Source organism: Collinsella aerofaciens, assembly GCF_001405375.1.
GTDB classification, from domain to species: Bacteria; Actinomycetota; Coriobacteriia; order Coriobacteriales; family Coriobacteriaceae; genus Collinsella; species Collinsella aerofaciens_F.
On the sequence record NZ_CYYP01000004.1, the window covers coordinates 132142 to 153613 of the forward strand.

The window sequence follows — 21472 nt, forward strand, 5'->3', positions numbered from 1 at the left end:
GGGTACCGATCCGTGAGTGGCAATTAGCCGGTGCCAAAACGTGCGGCGGCTGTTGTTAAAGGTGTTTTGGCGGCTATGGGGCGTGTTGGCGGCGTGGGGAGGGGTCCTCGAATGACTCCGTGGTCAAATAACGTCAAATATGAGTACTGTTGTTAATGTAGTCTCATAACATTTGGTAAGAATAGAATACCAATTCCACATTATTCTATATATCTAACCCACTAAACACGGAATTTTGAGCCTTGGCAAGACGTGGAATTGATCGAAATGATCAATTCCGGCGAGATTTTGCTGCTACTAATTTGGTGGCGGTACTCATATTTGCCATTTTTTGTCCAGTGGGTACCGCGAGGGGCCTGTTCGACTGGCTCAACGGCCCGGTGATGGATGCCGGCATGATCAGCCCACTCGATCCAGACCTTGTCCACATCACCGACGACCTCAACGAAGCCGTCGACATCGCCCTGAGCGGGCTGATGTAGGGTAGGTAAAATGGGACGGGGCTAAAAGACTGGTCTGAAACGTTTGATACCAGTCTTTTTAGCCCCGTCCCAAATGAACTGCTTCTAAGTTGCGGTGGAATAGGGATTGATTTGCGGCTGATAAGCCAAAAACAGTCCCTATTCCACCGCAAGTGGTATGGGTAGCCCTAATTGGCAGGTTGGTAGCGGGGGCAGTAGCTGATGGCGATGGCGTCGACGCCTACGTGGGTGGCGATGGTGCAGCCGATGGGGCCGGTGCCGGCGTCTACGTAATCCTGACCCGCGAGTGCCTCGTTGACAAGCTCCTGCTCCTCGGCGGCGCCGGTCGTGAGCACGCGCACGCTGGAGCCCGGATACTCGGCCAAAAATGCGAGGCAATCGGCCATGGTGTTGGTAACGATGCGCTTGGCACCGCGGCCCTTTTTTATGGCCTTGATCTCGCCCGATTTCCACTCCGGCGAAACGGCCAGGCGAATGTTGAGCATCTGCGTGAGCTGGCCGGCGAGCTTGGGCGCGCGGCCGTTCTTGACCAAGTTCTCGAGCGTGCGCGGAATCAGTAGCAGATGGGCGTCGGGCAGCGTCGCGCGGATCCGCGCCTCGGTCTCGTCTAGGCTGCGGCCGTCCTCGCGCATGGCGAGCGCGTACTCCACCAGCAGGCCCTCGGCGCCCGAGCCGGTGCGCGAGTCGATGCAGCGCACGTCGAGCTCGTGGGTCTCGGCGACCAGGCATGCGTTGGAATAGCAGGCGGACCATTCGCTGCACAGCGAGATAAAGATCGCGCTATCGTGGCCGTCAGCACGCACGCGGTCAAAGAGTGCCTTGAACTCGCCGGCGCTCGGCTGCGAGGTGTGCGGCAGTTGCTCGGAGCCGGCCATGCGCGCGACGTATTCCTCGGCGGTAATCTGCACCTGGTCGAGCAGGTCCTCGCCCTCGATAATCACATGCAGCGGAATCACGTAAATGCCGAGCTCTTGAGCGCGGGCGGGGGAGATGTCCGACGTGGAGTCGGTTATGATGGCAAAAGACATAATTGCACCTTTCGTTGGGGCGCTTGCGCGCCGCCTTCTTAGAGCAAAGTGCGACAAGTATAGTGGAGTTGCTCTACATTGCTAGGTTCAATTGTTGAATAGTCAACAGTTTGAAGTGACGGTGTGGAAATCATCAACTGGGGAAGAGGGATGCCGATGGCGGCATTACAGCTATGCGAGCGGCCGGTTGTGCTGTTCGATTTTGACGGCACGGTGGCCGATACGGGCCGGGCGGTGATGACCTCGACGCGCAAGACGTTGGCCGCGCGCGGGTTTTCGGAGGCGCAGATGGGTGACCTGCGCCGCATGATCGGGCCGCCCCTGTGGAAGAGCTTTCACGACTTTTATGGCTTCTCCCGCGAGGAGTCGCTTGTGGTGGCTGACGAGTACCGTGCCTTTTTTGATGAGCTGGGACCTGAAGAGTATCCCGTGTTCGACGGAATCCCCGAGCTGCTCGATGGCCTTGCCGCGCAGGGGCATCGCATGGCGGTCGCGACGTCTCGCATGGAAGCAAAGTGCATTGACATGGTGCATGAGCTGGGGCTTTCTCAGTTTGAGGCGGTGGTCGGCATGAATCCGTCGCAGGGGCGCGAGACCAAGGCCGATTCGGTTCGCGATGCCCTGGCGGCGCTCGGCGCGACGGCGGGCGATGCCGTGATGATCGGCGATCGCTTTAACGACGTGGAAGGCGCGCACGCGATGAGCGTGCCGTGCATCGGCATTTATTCGGGTGCGGCGGCGCCGGGGGAGCACGAGGCAGCGGGCGCCGATGCGGTGGTGCACTCGGTGGCCGAGCTTGCTAAACTTTTCGCTATCTAATAGACGTAATGTGAGGGGCGGGCACGCTCGCCGCTCATTGCTAAGGAGGTCGTCCATGAATCAGGTGGAGCAGAGCGTCGCCGAGTATGTCGACGAGGTCTGGGAGGATGTCGTCGCCGATATCGAGCAGCTGGTGAGCTATCCGTCCGTGGCCGTTGCTGCCGATGCGGAGCCCGGTGTGCCGTTTGGCCGCCCGGTCCGTGATGCGCTCGATTGCGCGCTCGGCATTGCGCAAAAGCTCGGCTACCAGACGAGCGATGACGAGGGTTATGTGGGCATCGCCGATATCCCGGGGCGCGGCGATAAGCAGCTTGCGACCATCTGCCATGTGGACGTGGTGCCTGCCGGCCCCGGTTGGAACACCGACCCGTTTGCGATGGAGCGTCGCGAGGGCTGGCTGCTCGGTCGCGGCGTGATCGACGACAAGGGCCCGGCGGTGCTGTCGCTCTACGCTGGTGCTTATCTGCTCAGGCACGGCATTGTGCCGCGCTATACCTTCCGCGCGCTGCTGGGCTGCGATGAGGAAGTGGGCATGTCCGACGTTCACCATTATCTGGAGGACCACGCAGACCCCGACTTTTTGTTTACGCCCGATGCCGAGTTCCCGGTCTGCAATGCTGAGAAGGGCCAGTTTGGGGCGACGTTTGTGAGCCCCAAGATCGACGGCGGGCGCATTGTGTCCTGGAGCGGTGCCGAGGCGAGCAACGCCATTCCGTCGCAGTCCATCTGCGAGCTCGCGATTGCCGCCGATGAGCTGCCGGCGCCCGTTGAGAACGCCGACCGCCTGGAGATCACGGCGCTCGACAATGGCCATGCGCAGATTTTTGCCCACGGCATTGGCGGTCATGCCTCGATGCCAGAGGGAACGATTAATGCCGTCGGCCTGATCGTGGCGTATCTGCGCGAGGCCGAGGACGCGTTTAGTGCACGCGACGAGCGCCTGCTGACGCCTGCCGAGCACGAGTTCGTCAAGTTCCTGGCCTTTGTGCATGCGGATGCCTATGGCCGCGGCCTGGGTATCGATGCGACGAGTCCGGCGTTTGGCCCGCTTACCTGCAATGCTGGCGTCATTCGCGTGGCGGATGGCCATATTGAGCAGGTCATCGACGTGCGCTTCCCCGACAGCACGAGTGCCGATACCATCCGCGAGCAGCTCGACCCGCTCGTGGGCCGTTTTGGCGTGACGTGCCAGCTGGGTCGCGCTAAGGTGCCGTTCTCGGTGTCTGCCGACGATCCGGCCGTGAAGGCGCTTATTGATACCTATAACGAGTTTACGGGCAAGCATGCTGAGCCCTTTGCCATGGGCGGCGGCACGTACGCGCGCAACTTTGCCCGCGCCGTCTCGTTTGGCCCCGAAGAGACCGGCCTGGAGCTGCCCGCGTGGGGCGGCCAGATGCACGGCCCCAACGAGTGTGCCAGCGAAGAACAGCTCAAGCAGGCGCTCAAGATTTATATCGTGGCGATCCTGCGCCTCAACGAACTGGAACTTTAGGGCTTCCCCAGGCACCCGACCTTGCCCCTCAAACCGTCGCTTGCGTCAAAGTACGCGGCGCTCCTCTTTCGGGGCAATCTCGGGCACTTGGGAAACCCCTATATCCTGCTTGGATACAAACTTGCATTACGAGCCCGGTGCTTCGGCCCGGGCTTTTTCTGTTGCGGTGGGGTAGTCATTGGGGACGTTCCTTTGGTGTAAAAGGTGCGCCATGTTCGGCGCTGGATTGTTATCCGTTTGTAAAGCCGAGCCGCGCTTGCGGTAAAGGTCTATCAATAGCCCGTAAAAAACCGCAGTTGGCGCGGGCACTGCCCGATCGAGGCCGTATCTTTCCAAACAGCAAAGCGGGCAGGGTGCCCGCGAATCGCATGTATGAAAGGAAGATCATGCTCGATCAGGCTTATTCTCGTCGTCAGTTCCTCGGCCTCGCTGGTGGTCTCGCCAGCATCGTCGGCCTCGGTCTCGTTGGGTGCGGCGGCTCCGGCGCTTCCGACGCCGCCGACAAGGGTAGCGCCGCTGCTGCCGAGTCCGTCTCCGGCGAGGTGACCTACGACGGTGCCTCCTCGTTCCAAGCTCTCGTCGAGGCTGCTGCCGAGAAGTTCATGGATGCCAACCCGGACGTCTCCGTTTCCGGCTCGGGTAACGGTTCGGGCAAGGGCCTGACCGCTGTCGCCGCCGGCACCGTCACCATCGGCAACTCCGACGTCTTCGCCGAGACCAAGCTCGAGGCCGACCAGGTCAAGAACCTCGTCGACCACGAGGTCGCCGTCGTGGGCATGGGCCCCGTCGTCTCCAAGAACGTCAAGGTCGACGACCTGTCCCTCGAGCAGCTCAAGGGTATCTTCTCCGGTCAGATTACCAACTGGAAGGAGGTCGGCGGCGGCGACGCCACCATCGTCGTCCTCAACCGCAAGGCCGGCTCCGGCACCCGTGCCACCTTCGAGGCCGCCGTTTTTGGCGACGAGGCCGTCGACTTTAAGGGTGACGCCGAGCTCGACAAGTCCGGCGATGTCCAGACTCAGATGGGCAGTACCGACAACGCCATCTCCTACCTCGACTTCTCGCACTTCGATGACTCCAAGTTCAACGCCATCAAGGTCGAGGGCGTCGAGCCCAAGAGCAAGAACGTCACCGACGACTCCTTCAAGATCTGGGCGACCGAGCACATGTACTGCTCCAAGGACGCCGACGAGGCCACCAAGGCCTTCCTGGAGTTTATGCTCTCCGACGACGTCCAGGGCAAGCTCGTCGAGGAGCAGGGCTTCATCCCCGTCTCTGCCATGAAGGTCGTCAAGGACGCCAGCGGCAAGGTCTCCGCTAAATAAGTAATCGCCCCGGAAAGGTTTGCAATGGCAAAACAGCTGCCAAAGCGCGACCTTGAGAACGTGGGCCTGGGCGTCACGGGCGCGTGCGTTGCGCTCGTGACGCTTGTCGTTGCCGCGCTCATCTTTATGGTCGCCCAAAAGGGCCTCTCGGCTTTTGTCAAAGACGGCGTCTCGGTCGTCGAGTTTTTCACCGGCACCAAGTGGGACCTGGCCAACACGGCCAAAAACGGCCTGCCCTACACCGGCGCCCTGCCCCTGATCGTCACCTCGTTTGCGGTCATGGCGCTCTCCACGCTTATCGCGCTGCCCATCGCTATCGGCTCTGCCATCTTTGCGGTTGAGATCCAGCCTAAGTTTGGTTCCAAGGTCTTTCAGCCGCTTATTGAGCTTTTGACTGGTATTCCTTCGGTCGTCTTTGGTCTGATCGGTTTTCACGTGGTCGTCGGCCTTATGAAGAGCGTTTTCCACGTAAGCACGGGCTTGGGCATCTTGCCCGGCGCCATCGTGCTGGCCGTCATGATCCTGCCGACGATGACCACGCTTTCGGTCGATGGCCTGCGCGCCGTGCCCGACAGCTACCGCCAGGGCTCGCTCGCGCTGGGCTACATCCGCTGGCAGACCATCTGGCACGTGGTGCTCAAGTCCGCCATGCCGTCGCTCATGACTGCGGTCATTCTGGGTATGACCCGCGCCTTTGGCGAGACGCTCGCCGTGCGCATGGTCATCGGCGGTATCGAGGCCATGCCGACGTCGCTGCTGTCGCCGGCCTCGACCATCACCACCACGCTCACCACGTCCATGGCGGTCTATGCCGAGGGCTCGGCCCAGGACGATGTTCTGTGGGCGCTCGGTCTGCTGCTGATGGGCATGAGCCTCATCTTCATCCTGATCATCCACCTTATCGGCCGCAAGGGGGCGAAGGCTCGTGGCTAGCACGCGCATCCATATCGACGAGGCGAGACTCGGGCGTGTCCAAAAGCAGGACCGCATCGCCACGGGCGTGCTGACGGCGATCGTCGCCATCGTCATGCTCATCGTCATCTCCATGGTGGCCTATATCCTGTTCGAGGGCGTCTCGACGCTGTTCCAGCCGGGTTTCCTCACGCAGCCGTCGCGCGCCAACGGTACCCAGGGTGGCGTGCTCTACCAGCTGTTCGACTCGTTCTACCTGCTGCTGATCACTCTGGTCATCTCGGTGCCCATCAGTCTGGGCGGAGCGGTCTTCCTGGTTGAGTACGCGCCGAACGGCCCCATCCGCGACATTGCCTCCACCGCCATCGAGACGCTGTCCTCGCTGCCTTCCATCGTCGTCGGCATGTTCGGCTTTCTGGTGTTCTCGGTGCAGCTGGGCTGGAAGTACTCCATTATCTCCGGCGCCGTCGCGCTCACCATGTTCAATATCCCCATCCTGGTGCGCGTGATCCAGCAGGCGCTCGAGGACGTGCCGCAGGCCCAGCGCGATGCGTGCCTGGCCATGGGCCTCACCCGTTGGGAGGCCACGCTGCACATCCTGATTCCCGAGGCCATGCCCGCCATCGTGACAGGCATCGTGCTTTCGGCCGGCCGTGTGTTTGGCGAGGCCGCAGCACTGCTCTTTACCTCGGGTATGAGCTCGCCGGTTCGCCTGAACTTCTTGAGCTTTAACCTGTCGAGCCCCACCTGTGCCTGGAACGTGTTCCGCCCTGGCGAGTCGCTCGCCGTGCATATCTACAAGATCTATGGCGAGGGCAGCCCCGAGGCCCAGCAGATCGTTTGGGGTACCGCAGCGCTGCTGATGATTTGCGTGCTGCTGTTTAACGTAATCGCCCGCATTGTGGGCAAGCAACTGGCAAGGAAGATGACGGCCGAATGAGCGAGATGAATGTAACGCCCGCAACCGAAGCGGCATCGTCCGACACCCGGGACTTCCTGTCGAGCGTGGGGGAGAGCGAGAAGCGCGTGCGCGTGAGCGGCAAGGCCGTGAGCGACGAGGTTGTGCTCTCCACCAAGGACGTCAACGTGTACTATGGCGACCACCATGCACTGCACAATACGTCGCTCGACTTCCACAAGGGCGAGATCACGGCGCTCATCGGGCCTTCGGGTTGCGGCAAGTCGACCTTCTTGCGTAGCCTCAACCTTATGAATCGCGAGATTCGCGGCTGCCGCGTGGAGGGCGAGATCAACTATCGCGGGCGCAACGTGAACACCAAGACCGAGAACACCTACGAGTTGCGTCGCTCCATTGGCATGGTGTTCCAGCAGCCCAACCCGTTTCGCAAGTCCATTCGCGACAACATCACGTTTGCGCCTAGGCGCCACGGCATCACCGACCGTGACGAGCTCGACCGCATGGTCGAGGAAAGCTTACGCGGCGCGGCGCTGTGGGACGAGGTCAAAGACAAGCTCGATAAGAGCGCCTGCGCGCTTTCGGGCGGTCAGCAGCAGCGTCTGTGCATCGCGCGCACGCTGGCGCTCAACCCCGACGTGATTCTGTTCGACGAGCCCTGCTCGGCGCTCGACCCCATCTCGACGCTGGCGATCGAGGACCTCATGTCGTCGATCGTTGCCGACCGCGCCATCGTCATCGTGACGCACAACATGGAGCAGGCGTCGCGTGTGTCCAACCGCACGGCGTTCTTCTACATGGGCGATATGGTCGAGTACGACGAGACTGACGAGATTTTCCAACGGCCCAAGGACAAGCGGCTGAATGATTACCTCACCGGCATGTTCTCCTAGTCCGGGACATGCTTGAGGCCCGCGGTGGCCACGGTCGCCACGGGACTGATTGGAGAGGCGGGTCATCTCTTGTGGGAGATGGCCCGCCTTTTTGTGTCGTGTGCGGCCCGCCTTTTCGCTGCTATCATGGACAACGTTGAATTTCTACGAAGGAGCAGGGCATATGGCGATTCTTTTGGGATGCGATTCCGTCAGCCTAGAGTTTCCCACCAAGCATATTTTCGATAGCGTGACGCTCGGCGTGGGCGAGGGCGACCGCATTGGTATTGTCGGTAAAAACGGCGACGGTAAGTCGACGCTGCTGAGCGTGCTCGCCGGCACGTTGGAGCCCGACGACGGCCGCGTGACGCACCGCCGCGACACGACGATCGGATTGCTCGGCCAAAAGGATAACCTGGTCGATACCGACACCGTGCATCATGCCGTCGTCGGTGACACGCCCGAGTACGAGTGGGCCTCGAGCCCGCGTACGCGCCAGATTCTGGCCGGCCTCATTAGCGATGTGCCTTGGGAGGGCACGGTGGGCGAGCTTTCGGGCGGCCAGCGCCGTCGCGTGGACCTCGCGCGCCTGCTGATCGGCGACTACGACGTGCTCATGCTCGACGAGCCCACCAACCACCTGGACATGCGCACCATCAACTGGCTCGCGCGTCACTTAAAGGCCCGCTGGCAGCGCGGTCAGGGCGCCATGCTCGTGGTCACGCACGATCGCTGGTTCTTGGACGAGGTCTGCACCAGCATGTGGGAGGTCCACGACGGCCAGGTCGATCCCTTCGAGGGCGGCTACTCCGCATATATCCTGCAGCGCGTGGAGCGCGACCGCATGGCCGCGGTTACCGAGGAACGACGTCGCAACATGGCGCGCAAGGAGCTCGCGTGGCTGAGCCGCGGCGCCCAGGCGCGTTCCACCAAGCCCAAGTTTCGCGTTGATGCCGCTCGCGAGCTGATCGCCGACGTGCCGCCCGCGCGTGACGAGCTGGAGCTCAAGCGCCTCGCCGTGAGCCGCCTGGGCAAGCAGGTTATCGATGTGGTCGACGTGGACGCCGGCTATGCGGATACCGATGGCGCGCCCAAGCAGGTGCTCTCTGACGTGACCTGGCTCATTGGTGCGGGCGACCGCTATGGCCTGCTGGGCGAGAACGGTGCCGGCAAGTCGACGCTGCTCGACGTGATCCAGGGCAAGATTGAACCCACGCGCGGCCGCGTGAAGATTGGCCAGACAGTGCGCTTTGGCGTGCTGTCGCAGCAGCTCGAGGAGCTCGAACCCTACATGGGCGACACGATCCGCGAGGTGCTCGGCAACTATAAGAAGTACTACGTCATCGACGGCAAGGAGACTTCGCCCGAGAAGCTCTGCGAGCGTCTGGGCTTTACGACGCAGCAGCTCTGGAGCCGCATCGGCGATCTTTCGGGCGGCCAGCGCCGTCGCCTGTCGCTGTTGCTGACGATTCTGGACGAGCCCAACGTGCTCATCCTGGACGAGCCGGGCAACGACCTGGATACCGACATGCTCGCGATTGTCGAGGACCTGCTGGACGGCTGGCCCGGCACGCTGATCCTGGTGACACACGATCGCTTTTTGATGGAGCGCGTGACCGACCAACAGTGGGCACTGCTCGATGGCCATCTGACGCATATGCCCGGCGGCGTGGACCAGTACCTGCGCCTGTGCAACGCTACCGCCGAGGGCGAGCCCGTGGGCGCGCCGAGCGCTAAGACCGGCACGTTCGACACCGGTGCGGCGGCTGCTGGCGACAAGCCCAAGTCGAGCGGTCAGCCCAACGGCCTTTCCAACGCCGAGCGTCAGAAGCTCCGCCGCGAGGTGAGCTCGCTCGAGCGCAAGATGGAGACGCAGCGCGCCCGCGTGGAGGAGGCCGAGGCCGCCATGGCCCAGGTCGATCCCATCAACTACACGGCGCTCGGCGAGCAGCAGGCAAAGATCGACGAGGCTCACGCCGCCATGGACGAGCTGGAGATGGCGTGGCTCGAGGCGAGCGAAAAGCTCGAGGGCGAGGAGTAGGCGAGAATGATCAAAGCCGCGTTTTTCGATATCGACGGTACGCTGCTGAGCTTTAAGACCCACCGGATTCCGGCGTCGGCGCAGCAGGTGCTCGACAGCTTTCGCGAGCAGGGGATTGCGTGCGTGATCGCCACGGGCCGTCCGACCTACCAGATGCCGGACTGGCTGTTCGACCTGGGCTGGGATGCGTACATTACGCTTTCGGGCCAGCACTGTTTTGATGCCAAGGGCGTCTACCGCAGCTGCCCGATCGATCCGGACGACGTTGCGGTGATTGTGGACCAGGTGGCGCAGGGGCGCTACGACTCACTGTGCATGCAGGGCGAGAACTCGTTTGTGAACCGCCTGTCCGAGCGCGTGGTGACGGCTGGCAGCAACGCGGGAATCGTCTACCACGAGGAGCCGTTTGAGCATGCCTTTGACGCGCCGGTCTATCAGTTCTGTGCCTTTGTTGACCCAGTTGACGAGCATATCGTGACCGATGCCGTGTCGCATTCGCTCACCACGCGCTGGTGCGACCTGTTCTGCGACATTATTCCGGCCAACGGCGGCAAGGACCTGGGTGTGGCGGCGACGCTGGAGCGCCTGGGCATCGACGCGAGTGAAGCGATTGCCTTTGGCGACGGCGAGAACGACCTGTCGATGTTCTCGGCCGTGGGCACAAGTGTGGCCATGGGCAACGCGCAGGACACGGTGAAAGCTGCGGCGACCTACGTGACGACCGCCGTGGACGACGATGGGATCTACAACGCCGCAAAGCACTTTGGCCTGTTATAGCTGCGGCTCGGCACTTTGGGACGCTCCTTTTCTGCCGGCACCTGGGGACACTCCTTGCGGGGCGTCCCCATTTTGTTTTCGTCCCGCACGTTTTGTGAAACACGGCTAACTTTTAGGCAAAGTAGTAAGACATGGGCAACTTTTGCGGTAAAGTAAGCTGTGAAAAGTATCCAAAGGCTAACTAGCAATCATCGCGAAAGGCGGCCCATGGCCCTACGTGAATCCGGAGAAGACTATCTCGAATCGATCTACGTTCTGTCGGAACGTCAGGGCATCGTGCGCTCGATCGACGTTGCGGAGCACCTCGGCGTAACCAAGGCGAGCGTTTCCAAGGCCATGGCGACGTTGGAAAGCAACGGCTATGTCGAAATGGGCAAGCGCGACGTTCATCTGACGGAGCGTGGTCTGGAGGTCGCGCGCCAAATGTGGGAGCGTCACTGCTTTTTCGTGGGGCTGCTAGAGGATGCGGGTGTTTCGGCTGAGGTCGCGTCGCAAGAGGGCTGCCACATGGAGCACTGCCTAAGCGAGGAAAGCTTCGAGAAGCTACGGGCGATGTTGGGCCGGGAAGATGTAGCGGGTCCAACAACGGAAGCCTAACTGTCCCACAGTAGCGCGGAGTTCACGCAAAGCGCGAACCAGCGACTGGGACCAGCGGCCCTTTCGGCCAAGTCCATTTCAGCAAAGGAACCCCGCCAGCAAGCGATGCCCAAGAACCGCCAGCTGTGTCAATGCAGGCCGGGGCCGGGCTTGGTTTTGAAAACACTCCGCAGCGCGAGGCCCGCCTTTCCGTTGCTCCGCAGGAGCAGGAAAGACGGGCCTCATGCGCGAGGACGTTTTCAAAACCAAGCCCGGCCCCAGCCGGACAGCCCACGAACGCTACAGGTTCTTGACACCCATCGCGCGCATGGCGTTCAGGATGGCGATGATCGCCACGCCCACATCGCCGAACACGGCAAGCCACATGTTGGCGATGCCCAGTGCCGCAAGCACCAGAATCAGCAACTTAATGCCCAGCGCAAAGATGATGTTCTGCCAAACAATCGACATGGTCTTGCGCGCCACGCGGATCGCGCGGGAGATGTTGGACGGCTTGTCATCCATGAGCACGACGTCCGCCGCCTCAATTGCGGCGTCCGAGCCCATAGCGCCCATGGCGATGCCAACGTCTGCGCGGGTAAGCACGGGCGCATCGTTGATGCCGTCGCCGACAAAGGCGAGCTTGCCCTTGCCCGATTCGGCTGCCAGCAATGCCTCGACGCGCTCGACCTTGTCGCCCGGCAGCAGCTGTGCGTGGAACTCGTCGAGGTGGAGCTGCTTAGCCACCACAGCAGCCACTTCCTCGCGGTCGCCCGTGAGCATGACGGTGCGCTTGACGCCGGCGGCGTGCAGGTCGCGGATTGTCTGCTCGGCATCGGCCTTAACGGTGTCTGCAATCACGATGTGGCCGGCGTACACGCCGTCAACGAGCACATGCAGAATCGTTCCGACAACATCACAGTCCGGTGCTTCAACGCCGGCCGCGGCGAGCATCTTGGCGTTGCCGACGACGACATGCTTGCCGTCGATGGTCGCCGTCACGCCGTGGCCCGCGTCATTAGTGGAATCCGTTACGCGCGTGGGGTCAAGCTCGCCCTGGTAGGCGACACGCACGGACTGCGCGATGGGGTGATCGGAGAACGACTCCGCAAGGGCTGCGACCTCGAGCAACGACTGCTCGGTATAGCCAGCCTCGGGGTGCACCGCGACCACCGAGAACGTGCCGTTGGTGAGCGTGCCGGTCTTGTCAAAGACGACGGTGTCCACATCGGCGAGCGTCTCGAGGTAGTTAGAACCCTTGATGAGAACGCCCAGCTTGGATGCGCCGCCAATGCCGCCAAAGAAGCTGAGCGGGACGCTAATCACGAGCGCGCACGGGCAGCTGACGACCAGGAAGGTCAGGCCGCGCAGGATCCAGTCGGACCAGGCGCCGGTGACCAAGCCGCCGCCGAGCGCGAGTACCGCGGCAGCGCCGGTGACGGCGGGCGTGTAGACGCGGGCGAAGCGCGTGATAAAGTTCTCGGTGCGTGCCTTCTTTTCGCTGGCATTTTCCACGAGCTCCAGGACGCGTGCGACGGTGGACTCGCCAAAGGGCTTGGTGGTGCGCACGTGGATGAGGCCCGTCATGTTGATGCAGCCGCTGATGATGTCGTCGCCGGACTTGGCGGGGCGGGGGATTGACTCGCCCGTGAGAGCGGCGGTGTCGAGCTGGGTTTCGCCCTCGACGATGACGCCGTCGATAGGCACGCGCTCGCCGGGCTTGACCACGATCACGGTGCCGACCGCGATGTCATCGGGGAAGACCTGTTCGAGTGAGCCGTCGGGTTGCTCGACGTTAGCGTAGTCGGGCGCGATGTCCATCATGGCGCTGATCGACTTGCGGCTCTTGCCCACGGCGTATGCCTGGAACAGCTCGCCGACCTGGTAGAACAGCATGACGGCGGCGCCTTCGGCCATGTGCGGGTCTGTGTCGGGGAAGAGCACCATGGCAAATGCGCCGATGGTTGCGACGGCCATGAGGAAGCTCTCGTCGAAGGCCTTGCCGCGGCGGATGTTATTGAATGCCTTTTGCAGTACGTCGTAGCCGGCAATCAAAAACGGCACGAGGAACAGCACAAAGCTGGCGTAGATGTCGCCCGGGGTGCCGAATGCGGCGGTAAGGGTGCTGAACTCATCGAGGGCGTACACCACGGCAAAAATGCCCAGCGCTACCAAGATGCGGTTGCGCTTATGCTCGAGCGACTCTTTTTTCTTGCGCTTTTTCTTTTTCTTCTTGGGGTCGGCGGTGGCCATGACTCGTTTCCTCCCATTTGAATGTATGAACACTCGCTCATATAATTTCGCGAGCAAAGGCCGCGGCAAGCGCGGCCTTGCAGGTTGGCGTAAACCTGGGCTAGAGAATGATCTCGCAGTCCGGCTCGGCGTCGGCCGTAAACTCTACAACGCGGTTGAGCACCTCGTCGAACTCGGCGTCATCGGCCTCGAGCGTCAGCTTCTGGGTCATAAAGTTGACGGACACGGATTTGACGCCCTCGAGCTTGGCCAGCTCGTCCTGAAGCTCGCGCGCGCAGTTGGCGCAGTCGATCTCGTCGAGCTTAAACTGCTTTTTCATGGTGGGTTCCTTTCCCTGTATTTGCGGCTTGGGTGCAGGCCGCGCTGGTACCGTGGTTGGTTGCTATTCGCAGATATGGCTCATGCCCTGGTTGAGCATGGTGTAGACGTGATCGTCGGCAAGCGAGTAGAGGATGTTGCGGCCGTCGCGGCGGAACTTGACCAGGTGCGACTGCTTAAGCGTGCGCAGCTGGTGCGACACCGCGGACTGCGAGGTCTCGGTCGCTTCGGCGATGTCTGCCACGCAGAGCTCGCGGCCCATGAGGGCATAGAGGATCTTGATGCGCGTGGTGTCGCTGAAGACCTTGAACAGGTCGGCGAGGTCGTAGAGAAGTTCCTCGTCGGGAAGGTCCTCGGGCGAGCAGGTGGTGGGGATCGCGGGTTCGGTGGCCTCGATGTCGGGTTTCGTTTCATCAACGCGGATGCTCATTGCAATATCCTTTCATATGAACATGCGCTCATATAACTTGCTTTCGATTATATGAGTGTATGTTCATATGTCAATACAATTTGCGTTAATTTCGATGACTGCTTGCCGCCTCTGCGATTTTCTGTGGGTTGGGAGACATCGACGCAATGCTCGCCAACATATTTCGAGATGTTCGGCTAGCATGCTAAGAAAGCCACCTTGAGAAGCATTAGAACTGTTCATATTTGTACTTTATCGTGTCAAATACCGCGAGAATCAGTTCTTCCTCTACGGGAGTTTCTGCAGAATCAGTTTTATCTAAAGATATATTGAGCATTGCTGCAGCCAATCTGGCACATCGGTGGCCGAATAAGTCGAAAAATGTAGGTGGACATCCGCAGAGATCGCCTTTAGAAGAGCGAATTCTCAATTAGATCAATAATCGTGTCGTCTTCCGTGCGGTTTTCATCGATTTTTGCGAACATGTCACATTCCCAAGTCCCATTGATTTCCTCAGCAAGGGCCCCGACGTGTTGCATGTCGTCGGGTTCGGGCACATCGTTGATGCTCGGGTCATCAGCTTGCGGATATTGGCTTGCAATTTCGCGCTTGGCGGCCTCTTCTTCTTTGAGTGTCTCCAGGACGCGGCGACCGTATTCGAAGTAGCGCCGCAAGACAAATTGACGAAGAGTTTCTTGCAGGATGGCGAAGTTATCCGGGAGTCGACCGGGCCAGATCTTCTCGCGAATGCGAATCGCTTCCATGACCCGCCTAAAAGCGGACTGCTTGAAAAACGAATGACGACTAACTGTGATAACGGCATATCCCATGTTTCGCAGCGTGTTTCGGCGCTCCTCGTCAATTGATTGCTGCTCGGGTTCGTCGTGGTAAAAGCCGTTGTATTCGATATCGGTCATCGAATTTTCGAGCAGCGCGTCGAGGTAGAAAACCGTCCGTCGCGTTAGGGCGGCGTATCTTTTGGGGACTGGGATCGGATAATCCGTTTTGATAGCGCGTATGGCTAAGCCACCCATTGACTTGGGCATTGTCAGCATCATGACAAACGCCGTTTCGAGTGGGGAGCGACAGCCTTCGTGTACATAAGAAAGTGCCTTAAGTGCTTTATTAGATCCACGATACCCCGGTGCCTCTGAAAAGAAGGCTCTGAGCTCTTCAACGCTGGTTAGGGCTGGGCGCTCGCGATATTGAGTTTCGTCGGACGTTCCAAGCGCGTAGGAGCCGCAGATTTCAAAGTAATACTCAACGAGCTCCGAAAGGTTGAGGTCGGCTGTTGCTTCTAACGCGCACAGCTTGATATCGACGATGTAGACGTTCGGCTCGAGTTCTAAGTAGCTTTCTGCATCAAACGTATAGCGCGTGCAGTGGCAGATGCAGCCTTTGCGGTGCCTTTTGGCATTATTGGAAAATGTCAGCACATGGATGCTTTCAGAATCGACATTCTTTCTGTTGAGCCATGCTCGTGCCGCTTCCAGGTCGGACGTGGTCGGCGCAGACACCCTGATCTTTTCCATAGGTATGGGATCGGTCGCGTAGCTTGCGAGCGAGTTGGCTGTTTGGTATACAGCGCGTGCCGTGGTATGTGACAGAACGATTCCCATACGCGCATGATGGCATAGCGGACGCCACGTACGTCCGAAACTTCGGGCAACGGTATTGGGGCGCGGCTTATCTTCTGCGAACGGTGGGTTTTTGAGCTGTCGTATCGAGGGAGCAGCTTCGGCTGGGGAGGTTTCTGTCAGCTGCGCCCTTTTTGGTGAATTCTAGTTGCGAATTCGTAGCTTCTAAGCGATTTTGCCGACCGCCAAGACGCCTCACCAACATATATTGAGTTATTCGGCCTTATCCTATACGAATGGTGCAATCGCAACGTCCTATTCGAATTGATTCGGGTAGATTAATGGGGCTTGGTTGCGAAATTAAGGCGACTACAGCGCTCGATTGCGGTTCAATGGGCCTTGACTAGTGGTTCAGCTGGCCGAACAACTCGAAAAATGTAGGTGGGGTAACCTGTCGACTGTGTGAGGCACGCGTATTTGCTCGTTTTGAAAAAAAACTAGGCAGCAGCCATAAGGCTGCTGCCTAGTTTACTGCGTGCCGGTTCGCCCAGACGGATTGCGCTGTGCCTGGCAGGCGCTCCCGCAGATGGATCGGTTATTTCGCGAACAGGTTCTTGAGGTTGAGCTCGGCTTGGACGGTGCGGAGCATGAGGTCGGTGTCGTCCAGGCCCAGATGCTGCTCGTTGGCGTCGGCGGCGAGGGTTCCACGGCGGCGCGCCCAGTTCTCGAGCGCGGCGGGGGCGGATTCGCGGGGGAGCGAGCGGACGTCGGCATCCAGGCTGCGGCAGATCTGGCGCGAGTCGATGACGATAATCTTGCCGGCACGACGCGCCTCGGCGTAACCGTCCAGGTGAATCTTGAACCAGCTGTCCTCAAACGCGGCGTTGTGTGCCATGTACGGGTACTTCTTCATGAGCTTGAGCAGCTGCTTCTGCAGCTCCTTGTTCTCGCGGAACGGCTCCTTTCCGTCGATGTCGTCCCAGGTGATGTGGTGGATATTCGACAACGGCACATCCTCGCCGCGGTAGATATCGGGCAGGCCGCAGTAGTGTGCCTCGGCGTCGTGCGGGACGGCGTCGCTGGTGAGCTCCATGATCTCCCAGCCCACGTTGATGATATAGCCGCGCTCGGGCGCACGGCCGGTGGTCTCGATATCGATGCCCAGCACGGTGCCCTGGATGGGCTTGCGGGCGTAGGCCACGCCGAGTGCGTCGCGGTCGCCGCGGATCTCGCGCATGACCGATGCGGCGGTACGCTTTTGCATCTTACCGATGGCCGCGCAGGTGTCGGCATCGGACAGACCACGCGAAAGCGTCGCAGGCGTCACGTTGCGCAGGCGCGCCTCGCCAATCTGGTCGCACAGGTCGCGGTTGCGATCGGCCAGGTCGCGCACGGTTGCAAAGTCGAAACCGGGGTCCCCCTCGGCGGTAAAGTACTCGGTTTCGAGCACCTTAAGGGCCTCCTCGCCCTTCTGGCGCTCGGATTCCATGGCGCCGTGATCGCCGTAGATAAACATGGGAATAAACGGCTGGCGCTCGTATTCGAGTGCTTGCGATACGTTCATATGCTGCTCCTTGGATGGGCCGCGTTGTGCGGCTCGGGTTTGTCGAGTTATGGCGAGATGATAGTTTACCATGGGCAACTATTGGCACCGCGCCCGGGACAACTACAATACCCTAGTTGACCGCTAGGACTTTTACAATGCTGCCGAAAGACACGAAAGGTTCCATCCGTCATGGATTTGCTGATTGATATTCTGCTCGACGCCGGCAAGGACACGCTCTCGCTGGTGCCGTTCTTATTGGTGACATATCTGGCCCTCGAGACGCTCGAGCATGTTGCGGGCGACCGCGTTAACGGGGCCATCAAGCGCGCCGGCGCCGCGGGCCCCGTGGTTGGCTCGCTGCTGGGCATGGTGCCTCAGTGCGGATTTTCGGCCATGGCAGCAACGCTGTACGCCGGCCGTGTCGTGACGCTGGGTACGCTGGTCGCCGTGTTCCTCTCGACCTCCGACGAGATGTTGCCGCTGTTGCTCGCCGAGCAAGTTCCCGTGCAGACCATGGCGATGCTGCTCGCCTCGAAGGCGCTGATCGCTCTGGTCACGGGCTTTATCGTGGATGCGGCTATCCGCGGCCTTCGTCGTAATGCCCGCGCGCATGCGGCGATTCGCCGTACCGTGCTGGGGACCGCTGCCAATCCGGCCCATGTGAACTGCGCGCACGACGACCATACCGGGGGCGACATCATTGACGAAGTGGCCGAGGCGGGCGTAAGCGCCGATCACATCCATGAGCTGTGCGAGCGCGATCATTGCGGCTGTGACGAGGATGAGGACGAGCACGGGCATGGGCACGGCCACGAACACGGTCATGAGCACGGCCACGAACACGGTCATGAGCACGGCCACGAGGGTGATCATGCTCACGAGCTCGGCTGTGCTTGCGACCATGACCACGGTCACTCCCACTCCCACGAGGGCGCGCCCCTCCTGGCAATCATCCGCAGCGCTATCTCGCACACCGTGCAGGTTTCGGTATTCATTTTCCTGGTGACGCTGATTCTGGTCGCCGTGCTCGAGACCTTTGGCGAATCCGCAATCGAGCAGTTCCTGCGCGGCAACGAGACGCTCGCTGTCCTGGGTACGGCGCTTGTCGGGCTGATTCCCAATTGCTCGGCCAGCGTGGTCATCACGCAGCTGTACCTGGAGGGCGCGCTACAGCTGGCGCCGATGCTCGCCGGTACGCTCATTTCCGCCGGCGTGGGCTACCTGGTCCTGTTCCGCACCAACCGCAGCGCTCGCGAAAACGCCGTGTTCCTGGTCATGATGTACGTCATCGGCGCCGGCTGGGGCCTCATCCTATCCGCCTTCGGCCTCTAAGTAGGTCTAACAAAACGGGCTTCAAAATAGCCAGCTCGGCGCCTATACAATGCGGCGAGGCATGGCATTTTGAAGCCCGTTTTTTTGTTGAGTCATGGATTCCGAGCGCTCATACCGCCCAAAACAAAAAGGCAGATTTCCGGGCATATCCCAAAAATCTACCTTGGTTAGCGCAGCAGCTCGGTGAGGTTGCGCTTAAAGCGAGCGCGGTCTTCGCTGGTGAAGGCTGCCGGTCCGCGGGTGCGACCGCCGGCGCGACGCACCTTCTTTTCCTCGTGACGAATAAACAGCTGCATGTCGATGGTCGCCTTGTCGTACACGCGCCCGCGCACACCGATTGCGACGGCATCGCGGCCGAGCACCATGCTCGCCAGGCCAATGTCCTGCGTCACGACCACGTCGCCCGCCTGCAGGCGTTCGACAATGGCGAAGTCGGCACTATCGGCGCCCACGCTCACATCGAGCGTGGTGACCCAAAAGTCGCGTCGCGCGTGCTCGGCATCGCGCGGATCGTCGCGGCGAATGTGGCGTTCCAGGTTTTGCGTGCTGTTGCCGGCGATGACCACGGCAACGCCCGCCCGCCGCGCGCAGTCGATTGACTCGCGCGTAACCGGGCAGGCGTCGGCATCAATAAAGAGCGTTCTTGGCATCTAGTGCACCAGTTTGCCAAACTGAATGGCGCGGACAATGAGCGTCACGCCAAACACCAGGAGCGCGGCGCCGCTAAAGATGACGAGCATCTTTGCCGACCACAGCGGATAGATAAACACGAACATGCCGGCGATGATGGAGAGCGCGCCGCTCAGGATGGCGAGGGCGCGGTTAGACGAAAGCTCGGACTCCAGAATGGACATGACACCTTCGACGATCCAGCCAAAGCCGGCCACGACCACCACGAGCGTGGTGAGCGTTGCGGTCGAGAAGGCCTGATTGCGCAGGATTATGACGCCGCCCAGAATGATGAGCAGGTTGGAGATGATGCTCGTCACGCGCCAGCCGGCGGGCAGCAGCGGCTCAAAAATGGCGGTGAACAGCCTGATGGCAGCAGTGATTACAAAGTAAAAACCCAGGACAGTCGTCAAAAAGACGAGGGACTTGGCGGGTGCAAAAAGCAGCGCGATACCAGCAATGAGCGCTAAGACGCCCGTGATGGCGTAAATCCAGCGCACGGCCTTGACGGCTTTGCCCGCCATGCTTTTCTCGTCAAATCCAAACTGGCTCGATTTTTGGTCATCGTTCTTAAAGATGCCCATAATGTCTCCTTTCCGTGCGGCGTAAGCCTTGATCGTTACAACCAGTATCGCCTAAAGGCGCTGGCGTATGGGTCGGAGAGGGCGAAACGTAACCCAAAGGCCCCGAATTGTTTCCGTTGTTCCCCACGTTGCGATTTTCTATTCAACAGGTGTAGAACATTGCAGCCCTGTTCGTTATTGCCTACGTTTTAGGTTAGATTTTCCTAAGGACAATTGGCTTGTATTGGGGGTCCCTATGAACGAAGCAGTTCCCGAGGCGCCGTCGAGTGTCGAATCGATGGCAGAGCAGGGTTGCGAAAAGCTCGGCTTGAACGCGTTTGATGCGTTGGTTCGCCGCGCCCGTACGTGCCGTCGCTTTGACGAGTCCATGCGCGTGCCGCGCGAGTTTTTGCTCGAGCTGGCGGAACTGGCGCACCTGGCTCCCTGCGGCGCCAATGCTCAGCGTCTTCGTTTTCATGTGGTGAGCGGTGCCGAGGATTGCGCGCGCGTATTTGATGAGCTTGCATGGGCCGGCGCGCTTAAGGATTGGCCGGGTCCTGCCGAGGGCGAGCGCCCGACCGGCTACATCGCGATTTTGGCCGAGCGCGCCGTTCCGGGCAAGCCTGCCGCTCCCATTACCGAGGTCGACACGGGCATTGCCGCGCAGACGATGATGCTTGCCGCCCGTAGCGCCACGCCCGAGGTGGCAGCCTGTATGTTCAAGGCCTTTACGCCCCGCGCGATCGATGCCATGGGGCTCGATAACGACAAATATGAGCTCAAGCTGATCATGGCGTTTGGCGTTCCGGCCGAGACACAGGTGATCGATGCGATCGATTCCAACCCCGACGGCTCCATCAATTATTGGCGCGACGAGGCGCAGGTGCACCACGTACCCAAGCGTTCGCTCGCCGACGTGCTGGTGTAGTTGAGTGTCACCGCGGTGTGATCCGGCGGTAAACCACCACAAAGGTGCCTGTCCCCTTTGTGGTGGTACGAGGGGAGGGTGTGTGGCAGATCTGTATTTGGTTCGGCATGGGCAGACTGAGCTCAATGTGCAGAGCATTTTGCAGGGCTGGCACGATTCGTCGCTTACGGCACGCGGGCGCGAGCAGGCACTGACGGCGCGTACGGCGTTTGCGGCGCGTGGCGTGGCCTTTGATCATGTGTATTCCTCGCCGTTGGGCCGGGCGCGGCATACGGCCGAGCTTATCGTTGGCGAGGGCCGTTCCATAGAGCTGGTCGATGACCTGCGTGAGTGGCATTTTGGCTCGCTGGAGGGCACATCAAATCGCGAGATGCCGCCGCAGCCCTGGGGTGATTATCCGGTTGCCTTTGGTGGCGAGTCGGAAAGTGAGCTTCAGTCGCGCATGGTCGCGGCGCTGTCCCGCATCATGGCCAGACCGCAGCACAACTGCGTTTTGGCAGTCTCCCACGGCTCTGCCTGCCAGGAGTTTCTTGAGTATGTGACTGGCGAGGGAGAGCTGCCCGACAACGGTGCCGTGCTTCATTTTGGCTATTGCGACGGGGCGTTTTCGCTTTTGGGTTGGTAACGAACGAAAGGA

21 protein-coding genes are annotated in these 21472 nt (G+C 60.6%); 13 read left to right on the top strand and 8 right to left on the bottom strand.

The window, feature by feature from the left end; translation table 11 throughout:
- Positions 1–242: 242 nt before the first annotated feature.
- Positions 243–482 carry a hypothetical protein gene (locus ARB25_RS10215; protein WP_199409509.1) on the top strand — a complete coding sequence of 80 codons (240 nt, stop codon included), beginning with the start codon at positions 243–245 and terminating at the stop codon, positions 480–482.
- Between the two features lie 167 nt (positions 483–649).
- Here the strand turns inward: ARB25_RS10215 and ARB25_RS03425 are convergent, their stop codons facing one another.
- Positions 650–1510, bottom strand: a complete 861-nt coding sequence (locus ARB25_RS03425; protein ID WP_055285802.1) for a DegV family protein — start codon at positions 1508–1510, stop codon at positions 650–652.
- 123 nt (positions 1511–1633) lie between these two features.
- On the opposite strand from ARB25_RS03425, the gene ARB25_RS03430 reads away from it, so the two are divergent.
- From ARB25_RS03430 to ARB25_RS03470, 9 genes are all read left to right on the top strand, one after another.
- Positions 1634–2329, top strand: a complete 696-nt coding sequence (locus tag ARB25_RS03430) for an HAD hydrolase-like protein (RefSeq protein WP_253276039.1) — start codon at positions 1634–1636, stop codon at positions 2327–2329.
- A 55-nt stretch (positions 2330–2384) separates the two neighbouring features.
- Positions 2385–3821, top strand: a complete 1437-nt coding sequence (locus ARB25_RS03435; protein ID WP_055285806.1) for a M20 family metallopeptidase — start codon at positions 2385–2387, stop codon at positions 3819–3821.
- A 386-nt stretch (positions 3822–4207) separates the two neighbouring features.
- Positions 4208–5146 (top strand): phosphate ABC transporter substrate-binding protein, encoded by a 939-nt coding sequence (locus tag ARB25_RS03440; protein ID WP_055285808.1) that lies wholly within the window; start codon positions 4208–4210, stop codon positions 5144–5146.
- Positions 5147–5170: 24 nt separating this feature from the next.
- Positions 5171–6079: a phosphate ABC transporter permease subunit PstC gene (gene pstC / locus ARB25_RS03445; RefSeq protein WP_055285810.1), complete on the top strand. Its 909-nt coding sequence runs from the start codon at positions 5171–5173 to the stop codon at positions 6077–6079.
- Entirely contained in the window at positions 6072–6998 is a 927-nt protein-coding gene (gene pstA / locus ARB25_RS03450) for a phosphate ABC transporter permease PstA (protein WP_082421845.1), read from the top strand. Before pstC ends, pstA begins: the two co-directional genes overlap by 8 nt.
- Positions 6995–7867, top strand: coding sequence for a phosphate ABC transporter ATP-binding protein PstB (gene pstB / locus ARB25_RS03455; RefSeq protein ID WP_216595104.1), 873 nt, complete (start codon positions 6995–6997; stop codon positions 7865–7867). Before pstA ends, pstB begins: the two co-directional genes overlap by 4 nt.
- Before the next feature lie 163 nt (positions 7868–8030).
- Positions 8031–9887: an ABC-F family ATP-binding cassette domain-containing protein gene (locus ARB25_RS03460; RefSeq protein WP_055285812.1), complete on the top strand. Its 1857-nt coding sequence runs from the start codon at positions 8031–8033 to the stop codon at positions 9885–9887.
- 6 nt (positions 9888–9893) lie between these two features.
- Complete coding sequence (locus tag ARB25_RS03465; RefSeq protein ID WP_055285814.1) at positions 9894–10664, top strand: Cof-type HAD-IIB family hydrolase; 771 nt, start codon at positions 9894–9896, stop codon at positions 10662–10664.
- Positions 10665–10871: 207 nt separating this feature from the next.
- Positions 10872–11261: a metal-dependent transcriptional regulator gene (locus tag ARB25_RS03470; protein WP_055285816.1), complete on the top strand. Its 390-nt coding sequence runs from the start codon at positions 10872–10874 to the stop codon at positions 11259–11261.
- A 279-nt stretch (positions 11262–11540) separates the two neighbouring features.
- Here ARB25_RS03470 and ARB25_RS03475 read toward each other — a convergent pair whose 3' ends face one another.
- From ARB25_RS03475 to ARB25_RS03495, 5 genes are all read right to left on the bottom strand, one after another.
- Positions 11541–13493: a heavy metal translocating P-type ATPase gene (locus ARB25_RS03475; RefSeq protein WP_055285818.1), complete on the bottom strand. Its 1953-nt coding sequence runs from the start codon at positions 13491–13493 to the stop codon at positions 11541–11543.
- A gap of 100 nt (positions 13494–13593) precedes the next feature.
- The gene (locus ARB25_RS03480) at positions 13594–13812 is read right to left on the bottom strand and encodes a cation transporter (protein ID WP_035137286.1); all 219 of its coding nucleotides are present in this window, start codon (positions 13810–13812) and stop codon (positions 13594–13596) included.
- 63 nt (positions 13813–13875) lie between these two features.
- Positions 13876–14241 carry an ArsR/SmtB family transcription factor gene (locus ARB25_RS03485; protein ID WP_055285819.1) on the bottom strand — a complete coding sequence of 122 codons (366 nt, stop codon included), beginning with the start codon at positions 14239–14241 and terminating at the stop codon, positions 13876–13878.
- A gap of 389 nt (positions 14242–14630) precedes the next feature.
- Positions 14631–15752, bottom strand: coding sequence for a putative endonuclease domain-containing protein (locus ARB25_RS03490; protein ID WP_156327667.1), 1122 nt, complete (start codon positions 15750–15752; stop codon positions 14631–14633).
- Between the two features lie 640 nt (positions 15753–16392).
- Positions 16393–17361 (bottom strand): 3'-5' exonuclease, encoded by a 969-nt coding sequence (locus tag ARB25_RS03495; protein WP_055285823.1) that lies wholly within the window; start codon positions 17359–17361, stop codon positions 16393–16395.
- Between the two features lie 171 nt (positions 17362–17532).
- Here ARB25_RS03495 and ARB25_RS03500 point away from each other — a divergent pair, with 171 nt between their 5' ends.
- Complete coding sequence (locus ARB25_RS03500) at positions 17533–18675, top strand: putative manganese transporter (protein WP_055285825.1); 1143 nt, start codon at positions 17533–17535, stop codon at positions 18673–18675.
- Between the two features lie 167 nt (positions 18676–18842).
- Here ARB25_RS03500 and ARB25_RS03505 read toward each other — a convergent pair whose 3' ends face one another.
- Positions 18843–19325 (bottom strand): YaiI/YqxD family protein, encoded by a 483-nt coding sequence (locus ARB25_RS03505; RefSeq protein ID WP_055285827.1) that lies wholly within the window; start codon positions 19323–19325, stop codon positions 18843–18845.
- Positions 19326–19928 (bottom strand): HdeD family acid-resistance protein, encoded by a 603-nt coding sequence (locus tag ARB25_RS03510; protein ID WP_055285829.1) that lies wholly within the window; start codon positions 19926–19928, stop codon positions 19326–19328. It lies immediately after the preceding gene.
- A 235-nt stretch (positions 19929–20163) separates the two neighbouring features.
- On the opposite strand from ARB25_RS03510, the gene ARB25_RS03515 reads away from it, so the two are divergent.
- Together ARB25_RS03515 and ARB25_RS03520 are read left to right on the top strand one after the other, a co-directional pair.
- Positions 20164–20835 carry a nitroreductase family protein gene (locus tag ARB25_RS03515; protein WP_216595105.1) on the top strand — a complete coding sequence of 224 codons (672 nt, stop codon included), beginning with the start codon at positions 20164–20166 and terminating at the stop codon, positions 20833–20835.
- Positions 20836–20917: 82 nt separating this feature from the next.
- Complete coding sequence (locus tag ARB25_RS03520; protein ID WP_055285831.1) at positions 20918–21460, top strand: histidine phosphatase family protein; 543 nt, start codon at positions 20918–20920, stop codon at positions 21458–21460.
- The last annotated feature ends 12 nt before the right edge of the window (positions 21461–21472 follow it).